The following is a 25,752-nucleotide window of genomic DNA, read 5'->3' as shown; positions in this document are numbered from 1 at the left end:
GGTCGCCCCTAGGTTGGCCGGCATGAGGTTGCTGCACACGTCCGACTGGCACGTGGGGCGCACTTTCCACGGCCGGGACCTGCTCCTGGAGCAGGAATCGGTGCTGGGCGGGCTGGCCGACCTCGTGTCCGACGAGAGCGTCGACGTGGTCGTGGTGGCCGGTGACCTGTTCGACCGCGCGGTGCCCAACGCGGAGGCGGTCGCGGTGTGCACGCGGGTGCTGGAGCGCATCCGGTCGGCCGGCGCGCGGGTGGTGATCACGCCGGGCAACCACGACTCCGCCGCGCGCCTGGGCCTGTTCGGCGGGTTCGCGGCGGCGGGCGGGCTGTTCCTGCGCACCCGGATCGCGTCGCTGCACGAGCCGGTGCTGGTGCCGGACGCGCACGGACCCGTTGCGGTGTACGGGATCCCCTTCCTGGAGCCGGAGACGGCCCGGCACGCGCTGGGCGTCGAGGGCAAGGGTCACGCGGCGGTGCTGACCGAGGCGATGCGCCGGGTCCGCGAGGACCGGGCGGCGCGGGGCGTGCGTTCGGTGGTGTTGGCGCACGCGTTCGTGACCGGCGGCGAGCCGTGCGAGTCGGAGCGGACCATCGCGGTGGGCGGTGTGCAGGACGTGCCGGGCGCGGTGTTCGACGGCATCGACTACGTGGCGCTGGGGCACCTGCACGGGCAGCAGACGCTGGCCGAGCACCTTCGCTACTCGGGCAGTCCGGTGGCGTACTCGTTCTCCGAGGCGCGGCACGGCAAGTCGGTGTGGCTGGCCGAACTGGACGCGTCCGGTCTGGCCGGGGTGGAGCGCCGGATGCTGCCGGTGCCGCGCGCGCTGTCGACGTTGAGCGGCACCTTGGACGAGCTGCTGGTCGCGCCGGAGCACGAAGCGGTGCACGAGCACTTCCTGTCCGTGGTGCTGACCGACCGGGTGCGACCGCTGGATGCGTTGCGGCGCTTGCAGACCCGGTTCCCGCACGCGGTGCACGTGGAGTGGCGGCCGGAGGGTGGCCGGACCGGTGAGCTGCGGTTCGCCGAGCGCGTCCGGGGGCGCACCGACGAGGAGGTCGCCTGCTGCTTCCTGGAGGACGTGCGCGGCGAGCCGCCGGCGGAACGTGAGCTGGAGCTGCTCCGCGAAGCGATCTCCGCCGCCGCGCGGGAGGAGGCGCAGTGAAGCTGCACCACTTGGAGGTGAGTGCGTTCGGCCCTTACGCGGGCCGGGAGGAGGTCGACTTCGACCTGCTCGGCGCGGACGGGCTGTTCCTGCTGCACGGTGACACCGGCGCGGGCAAGACGACGCTGCTCGACGCGGTGGCGTTCGCGCTGTTCGGTCGCGTGCCGGGCGCGCGCGGCGATGTCAAGCGGCTGCGCTGCGACTACGCGGACCGGGACACGCCGACCGAGGTGGCCCTGGAGCTGACGGTGCGCGGTCGTCGGTTCCGGGTGGTGCGCAGCCCCGAGTACGACCGGCCGAAGAAGCGCGGCGAGGGTTTCACCCGGCAGCAGGCCAGGGTGTCGCTGACCTGGGTCAGCGGGTGGTCCGGCGAGGGGCACAGCCGCATCGACGACGTGGCGCGCGAGGTGGAGGCGCTGCTCGGGATGACCGCCGAGCAGTTCTTCCAGGTGGTGCTGCTGCCGCAGGGCGAGTTCGCGAAGTTCCTGCGGGCGGAGACGGCGGAGCGGGAGAAGCTGCTGGAGAAGCTGTTCGGCACCGAGCGGTTCCTGGACGTCGAGCGCTGGTTCCGGGAACGCCGGCTGGCGAAGCGGCGTGAGCTGGAGGCGCTCGGCCGGACCAACCGCGACCTGGTGCAGCGGGTCGCCGAGGTCGCAGGGGAGGAGCCGCCCGAGGACGGCGGCGACCGCGAGTGGCTCAGTTCCCTGCTCAAGCGGTTGGACGAGGCGGAGCGCGACGCCGACCAGGCCGCGGCGAGCGGCGCCGCGCTGCGCGCCGAGGCGGAGAAGGCCTGGCGGCAGGCCGAGGAGCTGTCCGAGCGCGTGCGGCGGGTGCGGGGCGCGCGGGACGCGCTGGCCCGGTGCGCCGACATCGAGCCGCACCGCGCGGCGTGGGTGCGGGAACGGGACGCGGCACGTCGGGCGTCGGTCGTGGTGCCCGCCCGCGAGGCCGTGCGGCGGCTCCAGCGGACGCTCGACGGCGTGGTGGCGCAGGAGGGCGCGGCGGCGGACGCCGTGGCGGCGTTCGGGTACCGGGGCACGGAGCTGCGCGCCGACGGCGAGCGGTTCCGCGAGGAGGCGGGCGGGCTGACCACGCTGGCCGCCGAGGCGCAGCGCCAGCGCGAGGACCGGCGTCGGGCGGCCGACCTGGAGCAGCGCGCGCGCACCGCCGCGACCGCGCTGGACAAGCTGGTCACCGCGTTGGCCGAGGTGCCGGACCGGCTGGCGGCGGCCCGTTCCGCCGCCGAGGAGTCCGCGCTGGCCGCAGCCCGGCTGGACGCGGTGACGGCCAAGGCCGCGGCCGCCCGCGAGCTCCCCGGTGCCGAACAGGCCCTGCGCGCGGCCGAGGAAGCGCGCCGCGTCGCGGTCGACGCCCACCAGAAGGCCAAGGACGTGCTGTTGCAGGTGCGGCAGCAGCGCCTGGACGGTATGGCGGTGGAGCTGGCGGCGTCGTTGCGCGCCGGTCACTCGTGCCCGGTGTGCGGGTCCGCCGCGCACCCCCACCCCGCCCAGCCGATGCTGAACGCGGTCACCGCGGCCGACGAGGAGCGTGCCGCGGCCGAGGAACAGGCCGCGCTGGACCGCCGGGGCGTCGCGGAGAAGTCCTGCCAGGACGCGTCGAGCCGGGTGGGTGCGCTGCGCGAGACGGTCGGCGACCAGGACCCGGCCGCCTTGACCGCCGCGCACGACTCGGTGAAAGCCCTGGCCGCGCAACGGAGTCCGCGCGCCGCCGCGCTGGCCGAACTGGAACGCGGGATCGAGCAGGCCACCCGGAACCGCACCGCGCTGGAACGCGAGGTCGCGGAACTGTCCACCCGGCACCGGGAACTCGCCGAGACGATCCGGGAACGCGCGGCCCGCCTGGAGGAGGCGCGCGGCGACTTCCCGGACGTGACCGCCCGCCGCGCCCACCTGCTCGACCTGGCCGACGCGCTGACCACCCTCGCCGACCGCCGCACCGCCGTGGCCGAGCACCGGGAACGCCTGGCCGAGCAGCGGGTGGAGGTGTCCCGGCTGGCCGCCGAAGCGGGTTTCGCGGACGTGGCGGAGGCGCTGGCGGCGGCCCGCGCCGAGTCGGCCGTCGCCGAGCTGGAGGCGAAGATCCGCAGGGTCGAGGACGCGAAGGTCACCGCCGAGGCCGTGCTGGCGGAACTGCCCGACGTGGACCCGGACACCGAGGTGGACCTGCCCGCCGCCGAGACCCGCTACCGCACCGCGCACGAGCAGGCCGAACGGGCGGCGTCGGTGCTGTCCGCGGCCCGCCGCCGGGCCACCCGGGCGAACGAGCTGGCCGAGCGGTTGGCCGCCGCGTGGGTCCGCCTGGAACCGGTGGAGGCGGAGTACGCCGAGCTGGACGCGCTGACCGACGTGATCAACGGCATGGGCCAGAACACCATGAGCATGACCCTGCGCACGTACGTCCTCGCGGCACGCCTGGAGGAGGTCGCGGTCGCCGCCGGCACCCGTCTGGAGCGCATGAGCCAGGGCCGCTACCGGTTCGTGCACTCCGTCGAAGCCGGTCCGCGCGGCACCAGGGGCGGGCTGGGCCTGGACGTGCTGGACGACTACTCGGGGCAGCAGCGCCCGGCGAAGACGTTGTCCGGCGGGGAGTCGTTCCTGGCGTCGCTGGCGTTGGCGCTGGGCCTGGCCGACGTGGTCGCGGCCGGGGCGGTGCTCGACACCCTGTTCATCGACGAGGGCTTCGGGACGCTCGACGCGGAGACCCTCGAACTCGTGATGACGACCCTGGACGAACTGCGCGCGGGCGGTCGCGTGGTGGGCCTGGTGTCGCACGTGGAGGAGTTGCGGCAGCGGATCCCGACCAGGCTGCGGGTGCGCAAGGCACGTGGCGGGTCGTCGTTGGAGCTGGTGGTCTGACCGCTCGGTGGTGTGGGCACTACCGGAGGCGGTGGGGGCAGGCCCCCGCGCACGTGGTGCTGCGGGGATGTCCGGGGGAAGGTCCGCGCTCATAGCGTGGTGATCCACCGGACTTCCAGGGGGATCTCGTGATACGACTCAAGACCACGTTGACCGCGGCGGCGGTGGCGGCCGGGTTGCTGGCAGGTACCGGCTCGGCCGCCGCGGATCCCGTCGAGGCGGAATCTGCGCAGCGGGGCGGTCTGTCCCGGTACTACGACCAGCGGCTCGACTGGGCGGCGTGCGGTCACGAGCAGTTGGACGCGGCGGGGGCGCAGTGCGCGAACGTGACCGTGCCGTTGGACTACCAGCGGCCACGAGGCCGGACGATCACCGTGGCGGTCTCGCGGTTGAAGGCGGCCGATCCGGCCCGCCGGCGCGGGATCATGCTGTCCAACCCGGGTGGACCCGGTGGAGCCGGACTCGACATGATGCTGCGGGTCCAGGGGTGGATGAGCCCCGACGTGCGGGCCCGGTACGACCTGATCGGCATGGACCCCCGCGGGATCGGGCGGAGTTCGCCGGTCGACTGCAAGTGGTCGGTCGGCCCCATGTTGCGGTCGGCCGGTGTGGACCGGGCCGGTTTCGACCGGGTGGTCGCGCTGGAATCCGACCTGGCGAAGCGGTGTGCGGAGCGGGAAGGTGACCGGTTGCCGCACATCACCACCCGCAACACCGCGCGCGACATGGATGTCGTCCGTGGTGCGATGGGGGAGCAGCGGGTCAGCTACTTCGGCTGGTCGTACGGCACCTATCTCGGTGCGGTGTACACGCAGATGTTCCCGCAGCGGACCGATCGGTTCGTGTTGGACAGTGCCGTCGACCCTCGCAAGTACGGCTTGGGCATGTTCCAGGACTTGGGCGCCCCCAACGAAGCCGCGCTGGACCTGTGGGCCGAGTGGACCGCGCGGCACGACGCCGAATACCACCTGGGCACGACCGCGAAGCAGGTGCGGGCCGGCGTGGAGGAGCTGATCCGGCGGTCCGCGCGGACGCCCATCCGGGTCGGAGACTACACCGTCGATGACAACTTCGTGCCGATCGCGCTGTTCGGCCCGCTGTCCGACCCGCGCGCCTACCCGTTGCTCGCCGGTCAGGTGCGGGAACTCACCGATGCCGCCGACGGCAAGGGCGCGCCCCCGAGCCCGGAGCTGGAGCAGGCCCTGCGCTTCATGTTCGGACCCGGCGCGCACCAGGACGGGGACGGGCAGGCCGCGGTGCTCTGCGGCGACGTGCGCTACCAGCGCGACCCGGAGTCGTACTGGCGGGACATCCAGCGCAGCCGCGCCACCCAGCCCGTGTTCGGGGCGTTCGCCAACAACATCACCGCATGCGCGTTCTGGGCGCAGCCGAAGGAGAGGCCGACCGTCGTCCACAACAACCGGCCGGCGCTGATCGTGCAGGCCACCGGCGACACCCGCACCGCGTACCAGCACGGCGTCGCACTGCACAAGGCGATGACCGGTTCCCGTCTGGTCACCCTGAAGGACGTCCCGGTGCACGCGGTGTTCGGCAACTACCCCAACACCTGCACCGAGAACGTGGTCAACACGTACTTCGCCGACGGCACGCTGCCCGCGAGGGACCTCACCTGCCAGGACGACGCCCGCTGATCGCCTGCGCACAACCGGGCACCCGAACCGGCGTGGTGGACTCCTGTCGACCACGCCGGTTCCCCGTGCGGCAGAACCGGCGGTGCCGCGGCGACGTTCAGGTCTAGGGTGCGGCATGGGTTTTCGTTCCGCGTTCCCGATGCTGGTCTGCGACGACCTGGCGCGCTCGCTCGGCTTCTACCGCGACGCGCTCGGTTTCGTCGTCACGTACGGGTTTCCCGCCGAAGGCGATCCGGTGTACGTGGCCCTGGAACTGCCCGACGGGTCGAAGCTCGGGCTCGGCCAGGTCGCGCCGGACGGCAAGGGTGTGCACGGACGGCCGCAGCGACCGTCGTCCGGCCACGCGTTCGAGCTGTGCGTGTACCACGACGACGTGGACGCGGCGGTGGCCGAGTTGGCACGGCTCGGCCACCCGGTGCTGCTCGCGCCGGCCGACACGCCGTGGGGCGAGCGGATGGCGTTCGTCGCCGATCCGGACGGCAACCCGGTGATGGTCGCCGCCGAACCGGCCGCGCGGGACTGACGTCTCAGCCCGCCTGGGCGGGTTGGGCCAGCAGATTGCCCCGGTACGCGGAGGCCTGGAGTTCGAACAGCTCGAAGTAGTGGCCGCGCAGGGCCATCAGCTCGTCGTGGGTGCCCTGCTCCACGATCCGGCCCTGGTCCAGCAGCACGATCCGGTCCGCGTTGCGGATGTTCGCCAGCCGGTGGGTCACCAGGATCGTGGTGCGCCGGGCGGTCGCCTGGCGCAGCCCCTCGAACACGCGCGCCTCGGCCTTGGCGTCCAGCGCCGCCGTCGGCTCGTCCGCGACCAGCACCGCCGCGTCCCGGTACATGCCGCGCGCGATGCCCATCCGCTGCCACTGGCCGCCGGACAGGTCCTGGCCGTCGTTGAACTGCCGTGACAGCACGGTGTCCGGTCCGGCGGGCAGCGTGGCGAGCACCTCGTCCGCCCCGGACTTGGCGACGGCGTCCTGCCACGCGTCGTCGTCCTCGCGCTCCAGCCTGCCGACCGTGACGTTGCGCCGCGCGGTCATCGGCCACTGCGCCGGGTCCTGCGCGATGACCGCGATGGACGAGTGCACGGAGGTCGTGTCGGCGTCCGCGAGGTCCACGCCGTCCCAGTGCACGGTGCCGGACGTGGTCGGGAACAGCCCGGTCAGCACCTTGCCGAGGGTCGTCTTGCCGGAGCCGTTCTCGCCGACGAGCGCGACCACCTCGCCCCGCCGCACGGTCAGGCTCACGTCGTCCAACGCGGGCGTGTCCTTGCCGGGGTAGGTGAACGTCACGTTGGTCAGCGTGATCAGCTCGGGGTCGGGCGGAGCCGTCACCGGCGACGACTTCTGGGCACGTTCCGCGCCCTCGGCCAGCAGCTTGCGGTAGAAGTCGATGTAGAAGGAGTCCTCGTACAGCGCGTTGACCGACCGCGTGGTCGTCGACAACGACGAGAACCCGGTCCGCATGGCCAGCAGCGCGGTGCCCGCCAACGCCAGCTCCATGCCCCCGGTGTGCAGCAGCAGGCCGAGCACGACGTACGCGATGCCGGTGCCCAACCCGGCCAGCGCCCGCCCGCCGAGCCGGACCATGTTGGTGCGGTGCGCCATGCGGATCTCGTCCTCCATCAACGAGTCGGCGATCCGCCGGTGCTCGCCGAGCAGCCGCTCCTGCAGCGTCAGCGCGTGCCGCTCCAGCGCGAACTCCCGATGGGTGGCGACCTCCTCCACCACGCCCTTGCGGAGGTTGCGCGTCACCGAGTCCAGGAAGTGCTCGTACCGCAGCTTCGACACCCGCGCCGACGCCCAGGCGTTCGCCAGCGCGGCCAGCAGCAGGGCCGGTGCGAGCCAGGCGTCGAGCAGCCCGACGGTCACGATCGCGGCCACCATCGTGATGCAGGACGACACCAGGTCGGCGAGGTGCCGAAGACTGCTCTCCAGGCTCCGCACGCCGTGCCGCCCGCCCTGTCGGGCCAGCTCGCGGAAGTCGGCGTCCTCGAACGCCAACAGCTCGGCCCGCACCAGCACCGCCGTGACTTCGTCGTTGGCCGCGCGCGTGACCCGTGGCCGCAACGAACTCTCCACCGTCGCGACAGCCGCGTCGAGCAGCGCCCGAGTCGCGTAGGAGGCCACCACGACCGCTAACGCGGGCAGCGAGGACGCCAACCGCTCCGGCGTCGGCCCGTCCCGGAGCAGGGCGGAGAACACGTCGGCGGTGGCGAGCAGCCCGAACGCCGTAACGCAGCCCGACAGCACGTGCACCACGCCGGCCAGCACCGTCAACCGGGGCGACGTCCGCCAGGCCAGCCGCAACACCACCCGGATCGCCTCGGGCAGGCTGCGCAACGCCTTGCCGAGACTGACCGAGGCCGCCCGCCGCCCGACCTTGGCCCACTTGGGCGTCGAGATGTTCTCGACCCCGATCAACACGGAACTCATGCCACCCAGGTAACCCGCGAATCCGCCGGGCGCCAACCTGGTGAGCCCATCGGCCCAGGTGAGCCGGCTCGTCCTGGCGGGGATGTCGTACCCCTGTGGCAGGCTGGAAGCAGGCGTCCACGGATTCGCGTCGGCGGCACCAATGACGGCGCCCATGACCTGATCCGGGTCATGGGCGCCGCCCCGGGATCGAGGTGTCCGACGAGGTCCGCGCCACCGGTTCCGCTAGGCCTGGTCCTCGTGGTCGAGGAGCCAGCGCTTCACGTCGACACCCCAGCGGAAGTTGCCGATCGCGCCGCCCGTGCGGACCACGCGGTGGCACGGGACGAACAGGGTGGCGGCGTTGCGGGCGCAGGCCGTGGCGGCTGCGCGGACCGCCGAGGGCCGGCCGGCCAGCAGGGCGTAGTCGGCGTAGCTGACCGGCTTGCCGGCCGGGACGGTGCGCAGGGCCGCCCACGCCTGCTCCATGAACTCGCCGGAACGCTGCCGCACCGGCACGTCGGCGATCGCGTCCAGGGTGCCCGCGTGGTAGTCGCGCACCGCCTTGGTCACGGCGCCGAGGTCGCGGCGCGGGGTCAACGTCTTCGGGCGCAGGGACGGGGACACCTGGGGCAGCAGGTCGTCGAGGGACGCCGTCCAGCCGCTGGCCAGCACCGCCCCGTCCGACACCACGAGGGCCGTGAACGGGCCGATCGGGGTGTCGGTGGTGGACGTGTATCCGATGCTCACGCGGTCCTCCTGAGGTGCATTGCGGCGTACGAGCGCCAAGGGCGCCAGGCCGCGTTGTCCGTGGTCAAGGGAACGTCGGGCGCGCCGAGCACGCGCATCACGACGTAGCGGGCGATGTCCGGGCCGACGCCGGGGAACGCGGCGAGTTCGGCGTGCAGTTCGTCGGCGTCCCGGCCGACGTCCACCACGAGGCTGCCGTCCGCCAGGGCCGCCGCCACCGGCGAGTCGATCGCCGACGGCGCCGGGTAGAGGTGGGTGACCGGGCCGTCCGGGATGTCCAGGGGCTCGCCGGGCGACACGTGCCCGAGCGCCCGCAGCAGGGTCTCCGCCCCGTCGACGCTGCCGGGCACCCGCACGCCCGGCCGGGAGCGCACCAGCGGGCGCAGCAGCGGGTCGTCGCCGAGGAAGTCGTCCACGGCCTGCGGGTCCGCGTCCAGGTCCAGCAGTCGCCGCACGCGGCTCACCGCACTGCCCAGGTCGCGCAGGTCGGTGAGGCGCAGTGAGCACGTCACGTGACCGTCGGCGGGCTCCAGGATCACCGTCGCCTGTCCGTGCGGCAGGCGCAGCGAACGGGCGTAGGCGGTGTCCGTCACGTGTTCGACGCCGGGGATCGCGGACGCCCGGAAGTAGGCGAGCAGCCCCGCGGCGTCGAACGGCGGGCGGTAGGGCAGGCGGAGCGTGATGCGGCCGGCTTTGCCGACCACCGAGCGCTTCGACCGCAGGTCGGACGGCGTGGACGCGAACACGGTGCGGATCGTGTCGTTGAACTGCCGCACGCTGGCGAACCCGGCGGCGAACGCGATGTCGGTGAACGACAGGTCCGTCGTCTCGATCAGCAGCCGCGCGGAGTGCGCCCGGTGCGCCCGCGCCAGCGCGAGCGGCCCCGCGCCGAGTTCGGCGGTCAGCACCCTGGTCAGGTGGCGTTCCGAGTAGCCGAGCCTGGCCGCCAGACCGGGCACGCCGTCCCGTTCCACGACACCGTCGGAGATCAGCCGCATCGCCCGCGCGGCCAGGTCGGCGCGCAGGTTCCATTCCGGCGAGCCCGGCACGGCGTCCGGCAGGCACCGCCGGCACGCTCGGTAGCCGGCCGACTGCGCGGCGGCGGCCGTCGGGTAGAACTCGGCGTTGCGCTGCTTCGGCGTCACCGCCGGGCAGGACGGGCGGCAGTAGATCCGGGTGGTCCGCACGGCGAGGATGAAGCACCCGTCGAAGCGGGCGTCGCGGGCGGCCACGGCCCGGTAGGCACGTTCGGCGTCGACCAACATGACAGTCACTCTGCCACCGCCGGCACCAGCGGTCTCGCGGAAATCGGACACCGCGTCCCACCGCGTAGACTCACCGACCGTGAGTTTGACCCTCGGTATCGTCGGCCTGCCCAACGTCGGCAAGTCCACCCTGTTCAACGCCCTCACGCGCAACGACGTGCTCGCGGCGAACTACCCGTTCGCCACCATCGAGCCGAACGTCGGCGTGGTGCCGTTGCCGGACGCCCGCCTCGGCCGGCTGGCGGCCATCTTCGGCTCCGAGCGCGAAGTGCCCGCCGTGGTGTCGTTCGTCGACATCGCGGGCATCGTCAAGGGCGCGTCCGAAGGCGCGGGCCTGGGCAACAAGTTCCTCGCCAACATCCGCGAGGCGAACGCCATCTGCCAGGTCATCCGGGTCTTCGACGACGAGGACGTGGTGCACGTCGACGGCCGCGTCGACCCGGTGAGCGACATCGAGACGATCAACACCGAGTTGATCCTCGCCGACCTCCAGACCCTGGAGAAGGCCGTTCCCCGGCTGGAGAAGGAGGCCCGGACCCAGAAGGACCGGCGACCGGCGCTGGAGGCCGCGGTCAAGGCCCGCGAGGTCCTCGACTCCGGTCGCACGCTGTTCTCCGCGCAGTCCGAAGTGGACGGTGAGCTGCTGCGCGAGCTGAGCCTGCTCACCACCAAGCCGTTCCTCTACGTCTTCAACGCGGACGAGGCCATCCTCACCGACGAGGCGAAGCTCAAGGAACTGCGCGAACTCGTGGCGCCGGCCGACGCGGTCTTCCTGGACGCCAAGGTGGAAGCCGAGCTGCTCGAACTGGACGAGGAGTCCGCCCGCGAGCTGCTGGAGTCCATCGGCCAGCACGAACCCGGCCTGCACGCCCTCGCCCGCGCCGGCTTCCACACCCTGGGCCTGCAGACCTACCTGACCGCGGGCCCCAAGGAATCGCGCGCGTGGACCATCCCCAAGGGCGCGACCGCCCCGCAGGCGGCCGGCGTGATCCACACGGACTTCGAGCGCGGCTTCATCAAGGCCGAGGTGGTCTCCTTCGCCGACCTGGTCGAGGCGGGCTCGATGGCCGCCGCGAAGGCCGCGGGCAAGGTTCGCATGGAGGGCAAGGACTACGTGATGGCCGACGGCGACGTGGTGGAGTTCCGGTTCAACGTGTGATGCGTCACCAAGCGGTCTCGCGAGGTGACGTGTCGGCGGGGTGATGTGTCGGTGCGATGACACCGGGTCGCGGCGGCACCGGGATGTGGTGGCACCGAAATCCCTTGTGGTACCAGGAAGATGTGACGCAGCGCACGACGTGAAAAGGGGCCTCCCGCACTTGGCGGGAGGCCCCGGTAGCGACGTCAGTTGGTCACGGCGTCAGCGCACGTGGTTGCGCTCGTGCCGGGCGAGGGCGAAGACGCCCCCGGCGGTGGCGAGCATTCCGAGTGCTGCGACGGTGAACACGACGATGTCGGCGGTCATGCGAATCCCCTTGCGTTGATCTCCCACTCGTCTTGACGTACGGGTACCCGGTTTCGTGGCCCGGCAGTCGTCCAATTCACACGAACGTGGAGGTACTGGTGGTGAAGCTGCGAGCGGTCGAGGCTCGGGTGCTCGCTGTCGCGCCGTGGCTGTTCGGGCTCTCGCTGGTCGGGCACCTCGCGATGGTGGCGTTCCAGACCAAGATGACCATGGTAGACCTGTTGGTCTACCGGAACGCCTCGCCCGAGCTGTTCACCGGCGACCTGTACCAGTGGCGGCTCGAGGAGTTCTCCGACCAGTTCGCCCTGCCGTTCACCTACCCGCCGTTCTCGGCGTTCGTGTTCGTGCCGCTGTCCTGGGTCTCCTGGGACGTGGCGCGCTGGTTCTGGCAGCTGCTCAGCCTCGCCTGCCTGTGGTTCCTGGTGCGCAAGTCGCTCGAACTGGTCGGCAGCAGGGATCCCCGCCGCGCCATGCTGTGGACGGCGCTGTTCGTGTGGGTCGAGCCGGTGCGAACGACCCTCAACTACGGGCAGATCAACCTGGTCCTCGCGGCGTTGCTGCTGGCCACCATGGTCAGCGCGAAGCCCTGGGCGGCCGGCGCGGGTGTCGGGCTGGCGGCCGGGGTGAAGCTCACGCCGGCCATCTCGGGCCTGTACTTCCTCGTCACGCGGAACTTCAAGGCCGCCGTCTGGTCGTTCGTCGCGTTCGCCGGCACGGTCGGCCTCGGTTACCTGATCTCCGCGAGCCAGTCGCACCAGTTCTGGTTCCAGCTGCTCGGCGACGCCACGCGCGTCGGCCCGGTCGGGTCGGCGATCAACCAGTCGCTGCGCGGCGCGCTGTCCCGCACCGTCGGCTACGACGTCCAGACCGGACCGCTCTACCTGCTCGGTGTCGCGGTGGCCGTGGCGTTGACGGTGTGGGCGCTGCGCTCCGCCGTGAAGGCCGAGGACACGCTGGCGATGCTCGTCACCGTGCAGTTCCTCGGTCTGCTGGTGTCGCCGATCTCCTGGAGCCACCACTGGGTGTGGGCGGTGCCCGCGTTGATGTGGCTGATCTACGGCGTGCGCCACCGGCTCGCGGCGGTCACCGCCTGGGCGTGGCTGTTGGCGATCGGCAGCTACCTGATCTCGTACCTGCTCATCGTGCAGCCGTCGATCTGGACCATCCCGCGCCCCTGGTACTTCTCGCTGTTGGGTTGGGTGTACCCGGCGGTGGGCCTGCTCACGCTCGTCACGGTGGCCGTGGTGCTGCGGCAGAAGTCACGCCAGAGCGTCGAGCACGCCGTCGATCTCCTCCGCCAGTGACACGTCCAGGGCGGTGATCCCACCGATCGAGTGCGTGCTGCACCGGAACGTCAGCGTGCGCCACCGGATGTCGATGTCCGGGTGGTGGTCGTCGTTCTCGGCGATCTCCGCGATCCGGTTCACCACCTGGATCGCCTGCGGGAAGCTCGCCAGCTCCACGGTGCGCACCAGCGCCGCGTCCTGCGCCCGCCAGTCCGGGAGGGTGGACAGCGCGTTGGTCACCTGGTCGTCGGTCAGCAGCTCTGCCATGCCCCGATGGTCCCACCGCATGGCGTAGGCTGCGCGGTTGCCACGGGAGTCCGGTGCTGCGCCGGGCTGAGAGGAGGGCGCGCCAGCCCTCGACCGTCCACACCTGATCCGGGTCATGCCGGTGTAGGGAGAGATGATGCTTCGACGAGTGCTGACCGCTGTCTTCGCCGGCTCGCTGCTGGCCGCGTGCTCGGTGGCGGGCAACCAGGCCCCGCCGGGCGAACGGGTCGTCACGCTGGTGACGCACGACTCGTTCGCGGTGAAGCCCGAGCTGCTGGACGCGTTCAAGGCCGAGACCGGGATCACCATCAAGCCGCTGGCCAGTGGTGACGCGGGTGCACTGACCAACAAGCTGGTGCTCACCAAGGGCAGCCCGATCGGCGACGTGGCCTTCGGCGTGGACTCGACGTTCGCGTCCCGGGCGCTGAAGGAGGGCGTGTTCGCCGAGTACGCCAGCCCCGAGGCCGGCAAGGGCGCGCAGCGCTACCGGCTCGACCCGCCCGACCGGCTGCACGCGGTCGACGTCGGCGACGTGTGCGTGAACATCGACGTGGCGGCGCTGAAGGACAAGGGCGAGCCGAAGTCGTACGCGGACCTGACCGACCCGAAGTACCGCGACCTGCTGGTCGTCCAGGACCCGGCCACGTCCTCGCCCGGTCTGGCGTTCCTGCTGGGCACGATCGCCGAGTTCGGCGAGTCCGGCTGGCAGGACTACTGGACGAAGCTGCGCGCCAACGGCGTCAAGGTGGTCAGCGGCTGGGAAGAGGCCTACACGCAGGACTTCTCCGGCTCCAGCGGCAAGGGCCCGCGGCCGGTCGTGGTGTCCTACGCGTCCTCGCCGTCCGCCGAGATCGGCGACGACGGCAACCCGCGCACCAAGGCGCTGCTGGACACCTGCTACCGGCAGGTGGAGTACGCGGGCGTGCTGAACGGCGCGAAGAACGCCGACGACGCGCGCAAGGTGGTGGACTTCCTGCTGTCGGAGAAGTTCCAGGCCGACGTGCCCGGTCAGATGTACGTGTACCCGTCGCGCGAGGGCGTGGCGCTGCCCGAGGCGTGGACCAAGGCCGCACCGCTGCCGGACCAGGCGCGCACCCTGCCGGCCGGCCAGGTCGACGCCAACCGCGAGCAGTGGGTTGCGCAGTGGCGCTCGCTGGTCCAAGGCTGACCTGGTCGCTCGCCGCCCTGCTGCCCCTGGTGTTCCTGGGCGTGTTCTTCGCCTGGCCGGTGGCCGCGATCGTCGCCCTCGGCCTGGGCGAGGGCGGGGTGTGGCCGGCGCTGGGCGATCCGGGGACCTGGAGCCTGGTCGGGTTCACCCTCGGCCAGGCCGCCGCCGCGACGGTGCTCGCCCTGGTCGCGGGCCTGCCGGTGGCGTTCCTGCTGGCCCGCTGCCGGGTCCGGGGGACGGGGCTGGTGCGGGCGGCGGTGATGGTGCCGTTCGTGCTGCCGACCGTGGTGGTGGGCCTGGCGTTCCGGGCGCTGTGGCCGGACGGCGGCGTGCTGCCGATCGTGCTGGCGAACGCGTTCTTCAACGTCGCCGTGGTGGCGCGGACCGTGGGCGGGCTGTGGGCGAAGGTCGACCGGCGGGCCGAGGACGCGGCGCGGGCGCTGGGTGCGTCGCGGCTGCGTGCGTTCACCTCCGTCGTGCTGCCCGCGCTGGGTCCGGCGATCGGGTCGGCGGCGTCGGTGGTCTTCCTGTTCTGCGCCACCAGTTTCGGCGTGGTGCTGGTGCTCGGCGGGGCGCGGTACCGCACGTTGGAGACCGAGATCTACCTGCGCACCGTGGAGCTGTTCGACCTGTCCGGCGCGGCGGCGCTGTCGTTGTTGCAGTTCGCGGCGGTGCTCGCGGTGCTGCTGGTGGGCGGCGCGGCGCGGCGACGGCGGGAGAAGGCGCTGCCGTTGCGGGTGGAGGTCCGGCGGCGGCCGGTCGGCGGCGAGTGGGGTGTGGTGGCGGCTGCCTGGCTGGTCATCGGCGCGTTGCTGGTGCCGGTGGTGGGCCTGGTGGTGCGTTCACTGTCCACTCAGGACGGTTGGAGTCTCGCGGGCTACCGGGCGCTGGCGGGCACGGGGGATCGCGGGACGCTCGCCGTGACCGGGTGGCAGGCGGCTGCCCAGTCCCTGCGCACCGCCACGGACGCGACGGTGGTCGCGCTGGTGGTCGGCGTGGTGTCGGCGGTGGTGCTGGTCGGGTTGCGTCGGCACGGGTCGTGGTTCGCGGAGACCCTGGACACCGCGCTGATGCTGCCGTTGGGGGTGTCGGCGGTGACGGTCGGGTTCGGGTACCTGATCACCATGGACGCGCTGCCCGGCGACTTCCGCACGTCCCCGCTGCTGGTGCCGTTGGCGCAGGCGCTGGTGGTGACGCCGCTGATCGTGCGGATCGTGCTGCCGGTGCTGCGGGCCGTCGACGAACGGCTGCGACAGGCCGCCGCGACGCTCGGCGCCAGTCCGTGGCGGGTGTGGCGCGAGGTGGACCTCCCGCTGGCGTCGCGGTCGTTGGTCGCGGCGGCGGGGTTCGGGTTCGTGGTGGCGCTCGGGGAGTTCGGGGCGACGAGCTTCCTGGCCCGGCCGGACGCGCCGACGCTGCCGGTGGTGATCGCGCGGCTGATGTCGCGGCCGGGGGAGTTGAACAGCCAGCTGGCGTACGCGGCGTGCGCGCTGCTGATGGTGGTGACCACGGCGGCCGTGCTGCTGATCGAACGGCTGCGGGTGCCGTCGGGCGGGGAGTTCTAGATGTCGTTGGAGCTGAACGGGATCAGCGTCCGGTACGGGGCCGTGGCGGCGGTGTCCGAGGTGGGCTTGACGGTCGGTGACGGCGAGGTGGTGGCGCTGCTCGGGCCGTCCGGCTGCGGGAAGTCGACGCTGTTGCGGGCCGTCGCCGGGCTCGAGGTGCCGTCGGCGGGGGTCGTGTCGTGGGACGGGGTCGACCTCGCCGGCACGCCGGTGCACCGGCGCGGGTTCGGGCTGGTCTTCCAGGACGGCCAGCTGTTCCCGCACCGGGACGTGGCGGGGAACGTCGCGTTCGGGCTGCGGATGCAGCGGGTGGAGCGGGAGGCGCGGCGCAAGCGGGTCGACGAGCTGCTGGAACTGGTCGGTCTCGGCGGCTACCAGCGGCGGAAGGTCACCGAGCTGTCGGGCGGCGAGCAGCAGCGGGTGGCGTTGGCGCGCGCCCTGGCGCCCCGGCCCCGGCTGTTGCTGCTGGACGAGCCGCTGTCGGCGCTGGACCGGGCGTTGCGGGAGTCGCTGGCGGTGGACCTGGCCCGGGTGCTGCGGGAGGCGGGGGCGACCGCGTTGGTGGTCACCCACGACCACGACGAGGCGTTCACGCTGGCGGACCGGGTGGCGGTGATGAGCGCGGGCCGGATCCGGCAGGTGGGGCCGCCCGCGCAGGTGTGGCGGTCGCCGGTCGACGTGGAGGTGGCCCGGTTCCTCGGCTGCGGGAAGGTGCTGGGGGCCGAGGCTGCGCAACGACTCGTCGGCGTGTCCGCGCGGGTGGGGCTGCGGGCGACGGCGCTGCGCGTGGATCCGGACGGGCCGTTGGAGGCCGAGGTCCTGGAACGCGTCCACCGCCGCGACCACGTCCGGCTGCTGGTCCGGCTGCTCCGGTCGGACGCTGGTTCCGGCGGTGGTGCGGGTGTCGATGCTGGTGGGGCTGGGGTCGGGGCTCGTGGCGAGGCTTCGGCCGGTGCCGCGTCGGATGCCGCCGACTCGGCCGGTCCGGTCGGTGGCGAGGTCGGTGCCGTGGCCGATGTCGGTCGTGGTGGTGCCGGGTCGGCGGGTACGAAAGCGGGTGCCGGCGGCCGTGGTGGTGGCGCCGAGGCCGGTGCCGGTGCCGGTGCCGGTGCGGGCGCTGGTGCCGGCGGGGTGGCTTCGAGCGGTGCCGGGGCAGGTGCCGGTGGGGTGGGCGCGGGGGAGTTCGAGGCGGTGGCCCCGGTCGCCGCGCCCCCTGGTCCCGGCGACCGGGTCCGGTTGGCCGTCGACCCCGACGGCGTCGCCGTCATCGGGTAGTGGCCCAGTCCTCCCGGTCGAGCGCGTACTCGACCTCGCCCTGCTCGGAGCCGGGGATCGGGTCCGGCCAGTCCTGGAAGAAGGTCCGCACGAAGCGCAGTCCCGCCTTCTCCAGCACCCGGCGCGAGCCCGCGTTCACCGCCATCGTGGTGCCGAACACCCGGCGCACGCCCAGCGCGCGGAACCCGTTGTCCACCAGCGCCCGCGACACCTCGGTCGCGTAGCCGACGCCCCAGTGCCTGCTGTGCAGCCGATACCCCAGCTCCCGCACCCCCGGCTCGGTCTCGCGGAACTCGAAGGCCCCGATCAGCACGCCGGTCGCCTTGTCGACACCGGCCCACCAGCCGGTGGCGCCGAGGTAGCGCGGCAGCAGGTCCCCCCGCACCGCCGCGCGGTCCAGCGGCCGACCGCCCTCCAGGTACCGCATCACGGCCGGGTCGGCGTGCAGGTCGGCCAAGGCGTCCACATCGGACGCCGTGAAGTCCCGCAGCGCCAGCCGTTCGGTTTCCAGGAACATGAGGCAGAAGATGCCTCAGCTGTCCTTGGTTGCCAACCGCATTGCCGCCAGCGACAGCCCGATCAGGATGTAGCACCCGGCCAGCGCGGTGCTGTTCCACAGCTGCTCGGTGGGCAGCGGGTCGCGCATCACGTCGATCAGGCCGTTCCACCCCGAGGTGATCAGGTACGGCTGCAACCAGTCCAGCGCGCTGAACAGGCCCAGCACCCCGGACACGATCACCCCGGCCATGGTCGCCGCCATCACCACCAGCGGGTGCTCGGTGCACGCCGAGATCGCCAGCGCGATCGCCGCCACGCCCCACACCTGGATCGTCACCAGCACGATGGTCAGCAGGATGCGCCCCAGCGCGTCGAGGAACGGCAGGGTGTTGCCGGACAGCGTGAGCAGCCCCTGGCCGCCGAACAGGACCGCGCCGACGATCGCCCCGACGAACGCGATCAGCGTCACCGCGAACAGCGTCATGGTGGCCACGCCGAAGGACTTGATCGCCAGCAGCCGCAGCCGGCCCACCGGCGAGATCAGCAGCCCGCGCAACGTGCCGTGCTGCGACTCGCCCGCCAGGCCGTCCGCCGCCCAGATCGCCCCCACCAGCGGCAGCAGCAGCGGCAGGGCCAGGAACAGGGTGAAGATCGGCAGCACCAGGCCGTTGCCGGAGACGATCGCGGCCAAGCCCGGTCCGGCCGCGCCGTCGCCGTCCACCGCGAACCACAGCCCGATCCCGGCCAGCACGGGCACCAGGCACAGCGCCGACAGCCCGATCACCGTCCGCGGCCTGCGCACGATCCACCGCAGCTCCGACCGCAGCTGGCGGCCCAGCGGAGCGCGGCTCGCGACCAGAGTGCCCATCACGCCTTCTCCTCGATCGTGTCCACCGCGGACAACCCCTCGTCGGTTTCCTCCGCCTCGGTCAGCCGGGCGAACAGCTCCTCCAGCCCGGTCCGCTGCCGGCGCGCCTCCCACACCGGGATACCGGCCTTGACCAGCGTCTCCAGCACGGCGGGCGGGGTGGTGCCGATCAGTTCGACGCGCAGGCCGTCGTCGGTGGCCCGCGCCGAGATCCGGCCGTCGCGCAGGACGTTCAGCGCCTCCAGCCACTCCGGTGTGACCACCAGCAGCGCACTGCTCTCGGCCTGGAGCAGCTCGGTCAGCCCGCCCTGGGCCACCACGGTGCCCCGGTGCAGCACGGCCACGTGGGTGCAGGTCGCCTCGATCTCGCTGAGCAGGTGCGACGACACCACGACCGTCGTGCTGCCGTTGCGCAGGTCGGCGATGACGTTGCGCACCTCCCGGGTGCCCGCCGGGTCCAGGCCGTTGGTCGGCTCGTCCAGCACGATCAGCTTCCGCTCGACCAGCAGCGCGGCGGCCAGCCCGAGCCGCTGCTTCATGCCCAGCGAGTAGCCGCGGTACCGGCGGTGCGCGGCCGAGGCGAGCCCGACCCGCTCCAGCGCGTCCTCCACGGCCTGCTTGATGGAACCGGTGGCGAGCAGCGGCTCGAACGCCGCGACCCGCCGCAGGTTCTCCCGCCCGGACAGGAACGGGTGGAAACCCGGCCCCTCGACCAGCGCGCCGACGTGCGGCAGCGCCGCCGCCGCGCCGTCGGGCAGCGCCTTCCCCAGCAGCTCGACCTCCCCCTCGGTCGGCCGCACGAGCCCGAGCAGCATGCGGATCGTGGTGGTCTTGCCCGACCCGTTGGGGCCGAGCATCCCGAGCACCGCGCCTTGCGGCACTTCGAGATCCACCCGGTCCACCGCGACGGTGTGCCCGTACACCTTGCGCAGCCCTCGCGTCCGGGCCGCGAGGACCGGGGCGTCACCGGCGTCGGCCGACTCCGCCCGCGCGCTGGTCGAGGTGGTCATGCGGTGTTCTCCCGTGGTCGGTCCGCAGCCTGGTGCGCTGCGGCGCGTGTTCGCCTGTCCTGGCGGGCCATGAAGTCCGTTCCCTGGTGGTCTCGGCGGCGGAAGCCGCGCCGGTGGCAGGCGTTCTGCCCGCGTCGGGAGCCTCGGCGGGCCGTGGTCGTCCACCGGCCCGGCCTGGTGCCCGCCGGAGGAGGGCCGACACCGGGGGTTGAGGCCCGGCGCCGGCCCCGGTGGCTACTTCACCTTGGCGATGGCCTCGGTGAGCACCTGCTCCGGTACCGCGCCGAGGGCCACCCGGCCGTCGTCGGCCAGCAGGACGCCACCCACCTTGGTGGTGATCAGGGTGCCGCTGCCCCAAGGACCGCTGACCTGCTTGCCCAGCTGCTTGAGCAGGCCCTGCACGTCGACGTTCTCCGGGTTGTCGCGGCCTTCCCACTCACGCCCGGACCGCTGCCCCTCGGCCAGGCCGGCCAGGGCGTCGGTCGGGACCTTCGCGGTCAGCACGACGTCCCAGCCCTCACCGTGGGTCTCGGGCTTGGCTTCCGCGAGCGCGCCCTGCGCCAGCGCCTTCTCCTCCTCCGTCGGACCGCCGACCTCGGGCACCTCGACCTTCGCGCCCGGCGGCGGGGTGAAGGCGAACAGACCGGCGTCCTGCGGGCCGACGTTCAGCTCGGTGAAGCCGACCTGCACGGCCGGGTGGTCGGTGCCGTTGGTCAGCACCGCCAGCCGCAGCGGGAGGCGCAGCTCCGAGTCGACGGCGACGCGCACCTCGCGCAGCACCGTCCGCTCGGTCGGCTTCGGGGTCAGCACCAGCTCGTAGACCGACCGGCCCGCCACCCGCGCCGTGCCGTCGACGCTGACGTCGCTGAACTCCTTGATCCGGTCCACGACCTCGCGGGACAGCGACACCGGGTCCGGCGGGGCGGACCGCTGCCCCTCCGGGTCCAGGTCCAGCTTCGGCTCGGCCACCTGGCCGTGCGGCAGCTTCGTCACGGTCTGGTCGGCCGAGTTCCACAGCCAGCCGGTCTGCCCGTCGTCGACGAACGTCCGCTCGGCGTCCCGCGCCGGCAGCTGCACCCGCACCCGGCCCCCGCCGTCGGTCCACATCCGCAGCTTCGACTCGCCGTCGGACAGCTGCGGCAGGCCCGCGATGCCGGGGATGCCCAGGTCGTTGCTGACCTCCACGGCACCGCCGAACGCGGCGGGCTCGGCGGTCAGCACCGACTCGACCAGGGACTCCGCGCTGACGTCCGGCAGGACGGGGGCAGGCCCCGCACCGGCGGGCATCGCGAGCACCCCCAGGCCCGCGGCTCCGGCGATGACGCCGACCGCCGCGGCGGCCACGGTCACCCTTCTCCGGTTCATGTCCCCTCCTCCATGGGCGTCGGCCGACCGGGTGCCGGTCCGACACCACAGACGTTCCTCGGGTCGGGCTGAGATCACGCTGAGAGCGGCGCCGACCCTGAGAACGGACTGAGGATCCCGCGCCGATTGTCCTCCTCACCGGGCATCCTGTGGGCGTGAGGCCACGGGTGCTGGTAGTCGACGACGAGGTGGGCGTGCGGCGCGCGCTGGAACGCGGCCTGTCCGCGGAGGGCATGGAGGTGGTCACGGCCGCCGACGGCCCGAACGCGCTGCGGGTGGCGCTGACCGGGGCGTTCGACGTCGTGCTGCTGGACATCATGCTGCCGGGGCTGAGCGGCTACCGGGTGCTGCAGCGGATGCGGGCGGAGGGGGTGCGGACACCGGTCCTGATGGTGTCGGCGAAGGACGGCGAGGTGGACCAGGCCGACGGCCTGGACCTGGGCGCGGACGGCTACCTGGTCAAGCCGTTCAGCTTCGTGGTGCTGGTGGCCCAGGTCCGCGCGCTGCTCCGGCGCAACCAGGCCGACCTGGCGCGGCGCAAGCTGAAGCTGGGCGACCTGGTGGTGGACCGCGCGGTGCGCGAGGTGAGCTGGGCGGGCGAGCCGGTGAGCCTGTCGCCGCGCGAGTACGCGGTGCTGGACGTGCTGGCCAGCCGGGCGGGCTCGGTGGTGACCAAGGACGAGCTGCTGCGCACGGTGTGGGGCGACGAGCAGGCGGCGACCCGCAACGCGGTCGAGGTCTACGTCGGCTACCTGCGGCGCAAGCTGGACGCGATGGGTGCCGGGGAGGTGGTGCGCACCGTGCGGGGCCACGGCTACCTGGCCTCGACGCCCGACCTCGACGCGGCGCTGGACTCGACGGCCGCCAGGCGCAGGTGAACCCCCGCCGCTGGTGGCTGCGGCGCACGCTGCGGTTCCGGATCACCGTCGTGTCGACCGGCGTGGCGCTGCTGTGCCTGCTCGCGCTGACCCTGCTCGCACCGAGCCTGATCGGCATGGTGCAGGTCAGCGCGGTGGACGCGGAGCTGGACCGCGCGCAGGCGGTGCGCGTGCTGGACACCGCGGGCAACCCGCTGGACGGCGGGCCCCGGCCCGCCCTGACCGCGCAGGACATCCGGCAGCTCAAGGCCGGCGAACGGGTGTTGCGGGTCGACGGCGCCGGCGCCCACCGCTGGGTCGGCCGGGTGGTGTTCGCCGCCGACGGCACCCCGCAGCTGCACGTCGCGGGCGACACCCTGGTCGGCTACGGCGAGGCCAACGAGCTCGGCACGAGGTGGCTGGCGGTGGCGGCGGTGCTGGTCGCGGTCCTGGTCGGCATCGCGACCTGGCTGTCCGTGCGGTCCTCGCTGCGCCCGGTGGAGCGGATGCGGGTCGCGGCGGCCGAACTGCCCAGGGGTCAACGGTTGCCGGTGCCGGCCGCGCGGGACGAGTTGCAGGCCCTCGCCGAGGCCCTCAACGCCCTGCTCGCCCGGCGCGACGAGGCCACCGAGCGGCTGCGCCGGTTCACCGGGGACGCCGCGCACGAGCTGCGCTCCCCGGTCACGTCGGTGCGCGCCCAGGCCGAGGTGGCGGTGGCGCACCCGGACCCGGACTTCTCCATCGAGGTGCTGGAGTCCGTGGTGGAGGAGTCGGAACGGCTGTCCAACCTGGTGGACGCGCTGCTCATGCTGGCCCGCGCGGACACCGGCGAGCTGCCCCGCTCCGAGCCGGTGGACCTGGTGCTCCAGTCCCAGGCCGCGGTCGAGCGGATGAACCGGACCGGGCTGCTGGTGTCGATCCACGCCCCGGTCGGCGCGTGCCTGATCCAGGCCGCCCGCACCGAGGTGGAGCTGGTGCTGGACAACCTGCTCCGCAACGCGACCCGCTACGCGCAGACGTTCGTCCGGATCTCGGTGCTGCCCGCGCCGCGCGAGATCCGGCTGCTGGTGGACGACGACGGGCACGGCATCGCGCCCGAGCACCGGGAGAAGGTGTTCGACCGGTTCTACCGGGTGGAGTCCGACCGGGGCCGGGCCACCGGCGGGTTCGGGCTGGGCCTGGCCCTCGTCGCGCACCTCGTGACGCGCCGCCGGGGCACGGTCCGGGCGGTGGAGTCGCCGGAGGGCGGCGCGCGCCTGGAGGTGCGCTGGCCCGCCTACCGGTGATGGCAGGATCGGACCTGTGCCCGAGCTTCGAGCGACCACGCTGGTCGACGCCCCGCTGCGGACGGTCGCCGCGGCGCTGTTGGACGCCCGACTGCTGGCGCGGTCGATCCGCGGCCTGGGCGTGCGCATCGGCGGTGGGCCGGTGCTGTACGTGGGTGCCGAGCTGGCCGGTTCGGTCGGTCCGGTGAACGGCACGCTGCTGGTCACCAGGGCGGACACCACGGGCGTGTCGGCGGAGCTGGTCGGCGGGCCGCTGCCGAGGTTCGTGCTGATCACGGACCTGCTGCACACCGGGGGCGGCACGATGGTGGTCGACTCGGTGGAGTGGACCAGCCCCGGCGGGCCCTTCGGGCGGCTGGCGGACGTGGTGGTGGGACGCGGGCTGGCGCTGAAGGTGCTCCAGGCGCGGGCCTCGGCGGTGTCCGCGCGGAGTCGGCAGCTGGTGGGCGCGAAGGTGGTCGTGGGCGCGGCGATCGTGCGCGACGGCCTGCTGCTCGCGCAGCAGCGCGGCTACCCGGAGCACCAGGCGGGCTGCTGGGAGCTGCCGGGCGGCCGGGTCGACCCGGGGGAGGACGACCACACCGCCGTGGTCCGGGAATGCGACGAGGAGCTGGGCGTGGCGGTGGTGCCGGGCGAGCAGGTCGGCCCGGACGTCCCGTTGCAGGCCGACCACCTGCTGCGGGTGTTCCGCGCGGACCTGGTGCGGGGCGAGCCGCAGGCGCTGGACCACCGGGCGGTGCGCTGGGTCGGTGCGGCCGAGCTGGACGGCCTGGACTGGCTGCCCGCCGACCGCGTCCTGCTGCCCGCCCTGCACGAGCTGCTGGAACCACGCGACTGACCTGTACGGCACCCCGCGCGACCGGCCCGTCCCGGATCAGGTGACCGGCTCGTCGGAACCACCCGACCGGCTCGTGCCGAACCCGCGCGACCGGCCCGTCCGGGACCGGCTCCGGTCGGACCGGGCCCACGAACCCGGTCACCGGCAGCCGGTCCCGTCCGCCGGGAACCCTTCAGCCGAGGCCGGTCATCCGCAGCGCCGCGTCCAGGCGGTGGCCGGCGCGCTCACGGGACCGTTCCGCGCCGTGCGCCCGCACCCGGTCCAGCTCAGCGGGGTCGTCGAGCAGCGCCTGGGTCCTCTCCCGCACCCCGCGCAGCTCCTCGACCACCGCCTCCGCCGTGGCCTCCTTCAGCTCGGCGTAGTCGGACAGCGACGACGCCAGCTCCTCCGGGTCCTTTGCCGTGCACGCGGCCAGGATCTCCAGCAGGTTCGCCACGCCAGGCTGGGTGTCCGGCGCGTACCGCACGACCCCGATGTCGTCCGTCACGGCCCGCTTGATCTTGCGGCGGACCAGGTCGGGCGTGTCCAGCACGAACACCGTGCCGGCCGCGTCCTTCGCGGTCTTCGCCATCTTGCGGGACGGGTCCGCCAGGTCGCGGACCCGCGCCGCGGTCGGCGGCACCACGGACTTCGGCATCACGAAGACTTCCCCGTAGGTGCCGTTGAACCGCCGCGCCAGCACCCGCGCCAGCTCCACGTGCTGCGCCTGGTCGTCACCGACCGGCACCTCGTGCGCGCCCTGGAGCAGGATGTCGGCCGCCATCAGCACCGGGTAGGTGAGCAGGCTCAGCCGCACCGACGACCGCCCGGCGGACTTCTCCTTGAACTGGATCATCCGCGCCGCCTCGCCGTACGTGCAGGTGCACTCCAGCACCCAGGTCAGCGCGCCCAGCTCGCGGACCAGGTCGGACTGCACCGACACGGACCGCGGATCGACGCCGGCGGCGATGAGCACCGCCAACTGCTCCCTGGTCAACGAGCGCAATCGGGCCGGGTTGTGCGACGAGGTCATGGCGTGCAGGTCGCTGATGAAGTACACGTCCTCGTCGGTGCCCTCGGCGGCCCACCGCCGGATCGCGCCGAGGTAGTTGCCCAGCTGCACGGGGCCGGACGGGGTGATCGCGGACAACCTGATCATGGGGGCTTCCCTTCGAGGTGTGCCCACCCGGACCAGCCCCCGAACGCACGAAGGCCGCCCCGAGCGGGCGGCCAGCGTTCGTCAACGCACAGTTCTCACGGCCGCCGGTAGGCGGACCACCAGAACGGGTAGAAAGTGCGCATAGCCGCGATCATAGCGTGTTTCACCGGTGTGTCGCGGGTCTACGATTTTTCTATGTACGTCGTGCTGCTGGAGTACATCAAGCCACTGGCCGAAGTCGACTACGCACTACCGGAGCACGTGGACTGGCTGAACAAGCAGTACGAAGCCGGTCGCTTCCTCGCCTCCGGGAGGCAGGTGCCCAGGGTGGGCGGGGTGATCATCGTCCGGCCGATGCCGCGCGGCCGACTGGACGCGCTGCTGGCCACGGATCCCTTCGCGCAGCAGAAGCTCGCCCGCTACCGGGTGGTGGAGTTCGAGGCCACCAGGACCGCCCCGGAGCTGGCGAAGGTCAACGAGGCCGTGTCGACCTGAACGGCCGAACGGACCCGCCACCCGGCGCAACCGGGTGGCGCGGGATCAGTCGGCCTTCTTGCGGGCTTTGCGCGCCGCTTTCTCCGCCTTTTTGATCGCCTTCTGGCGTGCTTTCAGCAGCGCGGGCACCGGGCACCGTCGGCAGCGCGGCGTGGACCGGCAGCACTTCTTCTTCACCTTGGCCTTGCCCACGTGATGCCTTCCACTCGTCCGGGTGTCCACACAGTAGGTGAGGCTGACCTCACCCTGCGCTGCTGT

Annotated in this window: 22 protein-coding genes and 1 pseudogene; 13 read left to right on the top strand and 10 right to left on the bottom strand. The window is 72.9% G+C overall.

The features are described from left to right. Positions 1-22: 22 nt before the first annotated feature. The 4 genes from FHS29_RS13925 (at position 23) to FHS29_RS13910 (ending at position 6,213) form a co-directional block, all read left to right on the top strand. Complete coding sequence (locus tag FHS29_RS13925; protein ID WP_184691050.1) at positions 23-1,162, top strand: exonuclease SbcCD subunit D; 1,140 nt, start codon at positions 23-25, stop codon at positions 1,160-1,162. Then, positions 1,159-4,038: an AAA family ATPase gene (locus FHS29_RS13920; protein ID WP_184691049.1), complete on the top strand. Its 2,880-nt coding sequence runs from the start codon at positions 1,159-1,161 to the stop codon at positions 4,036-4,038. Before FHS29_RS13925 ends, FHS29_RS13920 begins: the two co-directional genes overlap by 4 nt. Before the next feature lie 128 nt (positions 4,039-4,166). Then, positions 4,167-5,690, top strand: coding sequence for an alpha/beta fold hydrolase (locus tag FHS29_RS13915; protein WP_184691048.1), 1,524 nt, complete (start codon positions 4,167-4,169; stop codon positions 5,688-5,690). Positions 5,691-5,805: 115 nt separating this feature from the next. Next, positions 5,806-6,213 (top strand): VOC family protein, encoded by a 408-nt coding sequence (locus tag FHS29_RS13910; RefSeq protein ID WP_184691047.1) that lies wholly within the window; start codon positions 5,806-5,808, stop codon positions 6,211-6,213. A gap of 4 nt (positions 6,214-6,217) precedes the next feature. Here FHS29_RS13910 and FHS29_RS13905 read toward each other — a convergent pair whose 3' ends face one another. From FHS29_RS13905 to FHS29_RS36770, 3 genes are all read right to left on the bottom strand, one after another. Continuing rightward, positions 6,218-8,119 (bottom strand): ABC transporter ATP-binding protein, encoded by a 1,902-nt coding sequence (locus FHS29_RS13905; protein WP_184691046.1) that lies wholly within the window; start codon positions 8,117-8,119, stop codon positions 6,218-6,220. Between the two features lie 225 nt (positions 8,120-8,344). Continuing rightward, entirely contained in the window at positions 8,345-8,848 is a 504-nt protein-coding gene (locus tag FHS29_RS36775; RefSeq protein WP_184691045.1) for a methylated-DNA--[protein]-cysteine S-methyltransferase, read from the bottom strand. Further along, a complete protein-coding gene (locus FHS29_RS36770; RefSeq protein ID WP_184691044.1) occupies positions 8,845-10,113 on the bottom strand; it encodes a DNA-3-methyladenine glycosylase 2 family protein in 1,269 nt (422 codons plus the stop codon). Before FHS29_RS36770 ends, FHS29_RS36775 begins: the two co-directional genes overlap by 4 nt. A 79-nt stretch (positions 10,114-10,192) precedes the next feature. On the opposite strand from FHS29_RS36770, the gene ychF reads away from it, so the two are divergent. Both ychF and FHS29_RS13885 read left to right on the top strand, forming a co-directional pair. Continuing rightward, positions 10,193-11,272 carry a redox-regulated ATPase YchF gene (gene ychF / locus FHS29_RS13890; protein ID WP_184691043.1) on the top strand — a complete coding sequence of 360 codons (1,080 nt, stop codon included), beginning with the start codon at positions 10,193-10,195 and terminating at the stop codon, positions 11,270-11,272. Between the two features lie 404 nt (positions 11,273-11,676). Next, complete coding sequence (locus FHS29_RS13885) at positions 11,677-12,882, top strand: mannosyltransferase (RefSeq protein WP_312864909.1); 1,206 nt, start codon at positions 11,677-11,679, stop codon at positions 12,880-12,882. Here the strand turns inward: FHS29_RS13885 and FHS29_RS13880 are convergent. Beyond that, positions 12,838-13,131 (bottom strand): 4a-hydroxytetrahydrobiopterin dehydratase, encoded by a 294-nt coding sequence (locus FHS29_RS13880; protein WP_184691042.1) that lies wholly within the window; start codon positions 13,129-13,131, stop codon positions 12,838-12,840. The two genes, FHS29_RS13885 and FHS29_RS13880, sit on opposite strands and share 45 nt — an antisense overlap. 136 nt (positions 13,132-13,267) lie before the next feature. Here FHS29_RS13880 and FHS29_RS13875 point away from each other — a divergent pair, with 136 nt between their 5' ends. From FHS29_RS13875 to FHS29_RS13865, 3 genes and pseudogenes are all read left to right on the top strand, one after another. Then, the gene (locus tag FHS29_RS13875) at positions 13,268-14,299 is read left to right on the top strand and encodes a thiamine ABC transporter substrate-binding protein (protein ID WP_184691041.1); all 1,032 of its coding nucleotides are present in this window, start codon (positions 13,268-13,270) and stop codon (positions 14,297-14,299) included. Then, positions 14,275-15,864 (top strand): ABC transporter permease, encoded by a 1,590-nt coding sequence (locus tag FHS29_RS13870; RefSeq protein ID WP_376774429.1) that lies wholly within the window; start codon positions 14,275-14,277, stop codon positions 15,862-15,864. The genes FHS29_RS13875 and FHS29_RS13870 overlap by 25 nt, the downstream gene beginning before the upstream one ends. Continuing rightward, positions 15,865-16,779: pseudogene (locus tag FHS29_RS13865) on the top strand (ABC transporter ATP-binding protein); the annotation flags it as partial. Between the two features lie 349 nt (positions 16,780-17,128). On the opposite strand, the gene FHS29_RS13860 reads toward FHS29_RS13865, so the two are convergent. The 4 genes from FHS29_RS13860 to FHS29_RS13845 form a co-directional block, all read right to left on the bottom strand. Further along, positions 17,129-17,656 carry a GNAT family N-acetyltransferase gene (locus FHS29_RS13860; protein ID WP_184691039.1) on the bottom strand — a complete coding sequence of 176 codons (528 nt, stop codon included), beginning with the start codon at positions 17,654-17,656 and terminating at the stop codon, positions 17,129-17,131. Positions 17,657-17,671: 15 nt separating this feature from the next. Then, on the bottom strand, positions 17,672-18,505 hold the full coding sequence (locus tag FHS29_RS13855; RefSeq protein ID WP_184691038.1) for an ABC transporter permease: 834 nt from the start codon (positions 18,503-18,505) through the stop codon (positions 17,672-17,674). Then, the gene (locus FHS29_RS13850; protein ID WP_184691037.1) at positions 18,505-19,515 is read right to left on the bottom strand and encodes an ABC transporter ATP-binding protein; all 1,011 of its coding nucleotides are present in this window, start codon (positions 19,513-19,515) and stop codon (positions 18,505-18,507) included. Before FHS29_RS13850 ends, FHS29_RS13855 begins: the two co-directional genes overlap by 1 nt. A gap of 234 nt (positions 19,516-19,749) precedes the next feature. Beyond that, positions 19,750-20,880, bottom strand: a complete 1,131-nt coding sequence (locus tag FHS29_RS13845; protein ID WP_184691036.1) for a LolA family protein — start codon at positions 20,878-20,880, stop codon at positions 19,750-19,752. 155 nt (positions 20,881-21,035) lie between these two features. On the opposite strand from FHS29_RS13845, the gene FHS29_RS13840 reads away from it, so the two are divergent. Genes FHS29_RS13840 through FHS29_RS13830 form a run of 3 tightly spaced genes read left to right on the top strand, consistent with a single transcriptional unit; the run spans position 21,036 to position 23,861 of the window. Next, entirely contained in the window at positions 21,036-21,758 is a 723-nt protein-coding gene (locus tag FHS29_RS13840; RefSeq protein WP_184691035.1) for a response regulator transcription factor, read from the top strand. Beyond that, positions 21,755-23,023: a sensor histidine kinase gene (locus FHS29_RS13835; protein ID WP_184691034.1), complete on the top strand. Its 1,269-nt coding sequence runs from the start codon at positions 21,755-21,757 to the stop codon at positions 23,021-23,023. Before FHS29_RS13840 ends, FHS29_RS13835 begins: the two co-directional genes overlap by 4 nt. A 16-nt stretch (positions 23,024-23,039) precedes the next feature. Continuing rightward, entirely contained in the window at positions 23,040-23,861 is an 822-nt protein-coding gene (locus tag FHS29_RS13830) for an NUDIX domain-containing protein (protein WP_312864908.1), read from the top strand. A gap of 172 nt (positions 23,862-24,033) precedes the next feature. Here the strand turns inward: FHS29_RS13830 and trpS are convergent, their stop codons facing one another. Continuing rightward, on the bottom strand, positions 24,034-24,999 hold the full coding sequence (gene trpS, locus FHS29_RS13825; RefSeq protein ID WP_184691033.1) for a tryptophan--tRNA ligase: 966 nt from the start codon (positions 24,997-24,999) through the stop codon (positions 24,034-24,036). 195 nt (positions 25,000-25,194) lie between these two features. On the opposite strand from trpS, the gene FHS29_RS13820 reads away from it, so the two are divergent. Continuing rightward, positions 25,195-25,494, top strand: coding sequence for a YciI family protein (locus FHS29_RS13820; RefSeq protein WP_184691032.1), 300 nt, complete (start codon positions 25,195-25,197; stop codon positions 25,492-25,494). Positions 25,495-25,539: 45 nt separating this feature from the next. Here the strand turns inward: FHS29_RS13820 and FHS29_RS13815 are convergent, their stop codons facing one another. Further along, entirely contained in the window at positions 25,540-25,686 is a 147-nt protein-coding gene (locus FHS29_RS13815; protein WP_184691550.1) for a hypothetical protein, read from the bottom strand. Positions 25,687-25,752: the final 66 nt, after the last annotated feature.

The sequence above is a fragment of the Saccharothrix tamanrassetensis genome (assembly GCF_014203665.1).
GTDB classification, from domain to species: Bacteria; Actinomycetota; Actinomycetes; order Mycobacteriales; family Pseudonocardiaceae; genus Actinosynnema; species Actinosynnema tamanrassetense.
The sequence above is the reverse complement of the archived record's forward strand: the minus strand, read 5'-3'. Positions and strand labels throughout refer to the sequence as shown.